2 protein-coding genes are annotated in these 2,687 nt (G+C 41.2%); both read right to left on the bottom strand.

All coding sequences use genetic code 11. The annotated features are described in order from the left end of the window. The coding region (locus tag ACY10D_RS05235) for a dihydrolipoyl dehydrogenase family protein (protein WP_486999716.1) at positions 1-878 on the bottom strand (878 nt) is incomplete at its 3' end. 15 nt (positions 879-893) lie between these two features. Next, on the bottom strand, positions 894-2,474 hold the full coding sequence (aceF, locus tag ACY10D_RS05230; protein ID WP_486999715.1) for a dihydrolipoyllysine-residue acetyltransferase: 1,581 nt from the start codon (positions 2,472-2,474) through the stop codon (positions 894-896). Between the last annotated feature and the right edge of the window lie 213 nt (positions 2,475-2,687).

Below are 2,687 nucleotides of genomic sequence, written 5' to 3'. Positions count from 1 at the left end.
CGTTCATCAACGTTAACCCCTGCTTTCTCAGCATCGATTAACTTACCATTTGGTGTACGACCAACTGCCAAAAGAATACGATCAAAACGCTCATCTTTAGCAGCTTTTTTACCTTCCATTGAAACGTAAAGACCATCTTTTTTTGCTTCAACTTTTGTCACTTTAGTCTCTAAGCGAATATCATAACGCTTAGCCATCATCTTCTCATAAGGCTTAACGATATCTTTGTCAGCTGCACCCATAAGTTGGTCCATAAATTCAACAACGGTAATCTCAGTACCTAATTCGCTATAAACTTGCGCCATCTCAAGACCGATGATACCGCCACCAATAACGAGCATCTTCTTTGGCACTTCTTTCATCTCCAGTGCACCTGTTGAATCAATAATACGTGGATCTTCTGGAATAAATGGTAATTTAATTGAGCTAGAACCCACCGCGATAATCGCATTCTCAAACGCAATTTTCTTAACGCCATCTTTTGTTTCAACCGCGATTTCATTCGCACCTGTAAACTTACCATAGCCTTGGACGATTTCAACTTTACGTTGTTTCGCTAAGCCCTTTAAACCACCTGTTAACTGACCAACGATCTTATCTTTATAACCTAAAATCTTATCTTTATTGAAAGTTAAGTTATCAAAACTAATCAAGCCATCTTTTTCTAAATGACGCGCTTCATTAATGACTTTAGCGACATGCAGCAACGCTTTTGATGGGATACATCCAACATTCAAGCACACACCACCAATAGAGTCATAACGCTCAACAAGGACGACCTTCTTACCTAAATCTGCCGCACGAAATGCTGCACTATAACCGCCAGGTCCACTACCTAAGACAACGACTTCTGTTTTAATATTGTTTACATCACTCATTTTTTTACCCTTTGTTTATAAAAGTATTTCTCTTAAATCTGCCAAAATTGCGCAATAACGTGTTAAGAACTGTGCTGCTAACGCGCCATCAATCACTCGATGATCGGTTGATAATGACAATGGCAACATGGTTCTTGGTGCAAATTCTTTACCATTCCACACCGGTTTAATAGCAGCCTTTGACACACCCATAATTGCCACTTCAGGCATATTAATAATTGGTGTAAATGCTGTCGTGCCCAAAACACCCAAGCTTGAAATGGTAAATGTCGCACCTTGCATATCATCAGGTTTTAGCTTACCATCACGTCCTTTTTTGACCAACTCCATAATCTCGCGTGAAATCTCAAAGATCCCTTTTTGATCGGCATCTTTAATCACCGGTACAACCAAACCTTTTGGTGTATCTGCAGCAAAGCCGATATTAAAGTATTTCTTAACAATTAAACTCTCTCCATCATTCGATAATGAGCTGTTAAAACGTGGATATTCTTTTAATGCCACAGCTGCGGCTTTGATCAAAAATGATAGCGGTGTCACTTTAACCCCTGCTTTTTCAGCTGCTGGCTTTTTAGCATTTCTAAAGGCTTCAAGATCGGTAATATCCGCATCATCATAAAACGTTACATGCGGGATCTTAACCCAATTACGCGCTAAGTTCTTGGCACTTAATTTATTAATGCGTGACAAAGATTCCACTTCAATCTCACCAAATTTGGCAAAATCAATCTGTGGATCAGGTAAAAGATCCAAACCACCACCGCTTGATACATTGCCTGATTGAACGGCTTGCACGGCTTTTTTGATATAGTTTTCGCAATCTTCTTTGGTAATACGTCCTTTGCGACCTGTCGCCACAACGCGTGCTAACTCAACACCTAAGATACGCGCTAAACGACGTACAGCAGGTGATGCATGCGCATTGGTATTATGCACATCCGTTGTTTCCACTGCAGCAGTTAACTGAGCTTGAGCCGCTGGAACAGCAGCTATCATTGCTTCTTTGGTTTCTGATTGTTTTGGCGCAGGTGCCACAGTTGCCGCACCTGTCACTTCAAGGGTTAGCACCAAGTCGCCTTGTGATACTTTATCACCGACCTTGATTTTGACATCAACGACTTTACCTGATTCAGGTGATGGAATTTCCATTGACGCTTTATCAGTTTCAAGCGTTGCTAATGAATCTTCAGCATTGATCACATCCCCCGGTTTGACGTTGATCTCAATCACATCAACACCTTTATAGTCACCGATATCAGGAACGGTCACATCAATCACTTGTGTACTTTGCGCTTGTGATGGTGCAACTTCTGCCGCTGCAGGTTCTACTGATTGAGGTGGCTCAGATGAGGCAGCTGCATCAGTTTCGACCGATAGAACTAATGAGCCCTCTGAAACTTTATCACCCACTTTGACATTAATCTCTTTAACAACACCTGCAAAGGGAGCTGGAACTTCCATTGACGCTTTGTCTGTTTCTAGGGTAACTAATGAGTCTTCTGCCTCAATCGTGTCCCCCACTTTGACATTCACCTCAATTACATCAACATCTTTATAGTCACCGATATCTGGTACTGTGACTTTTTGTATTGCCATGCAATTTTCCTCTTGTTTTTAATTTTTTTAATTTAGTTTTAAAACGCTTAATTCTATTATTTACTATCAGTCCAACACCCCCGCCTTCGTAAACTCGGCACCCCTCTTGCAAAGAGGGGAATCTAAATAAGCCTTAGCCTAATTCCCCTCTTTGCAAGAGGGGTGGCAGCCACAGGCTGACGGGGTGTTTTAAGATTATAGTTTCTTTAAACT

Source organism: Cysteiniphilum sp., assembly GCF_057495195.1.
The sequence above is the reverse complement of the archived record's forward strand: the minus strand, read 5'-3'. Positions and strand labels throughout refer to the sequence as shown.

Bases quoted from the DNA above. Each gene is read 5' to 3' on its own strand.
- aceF (WP_486999715.1), bottom strand. From the start codon at position 2,474: ATGGCAATACAAAAAGTCACAGTACCAGATATCGGTGACTATAAAGAT.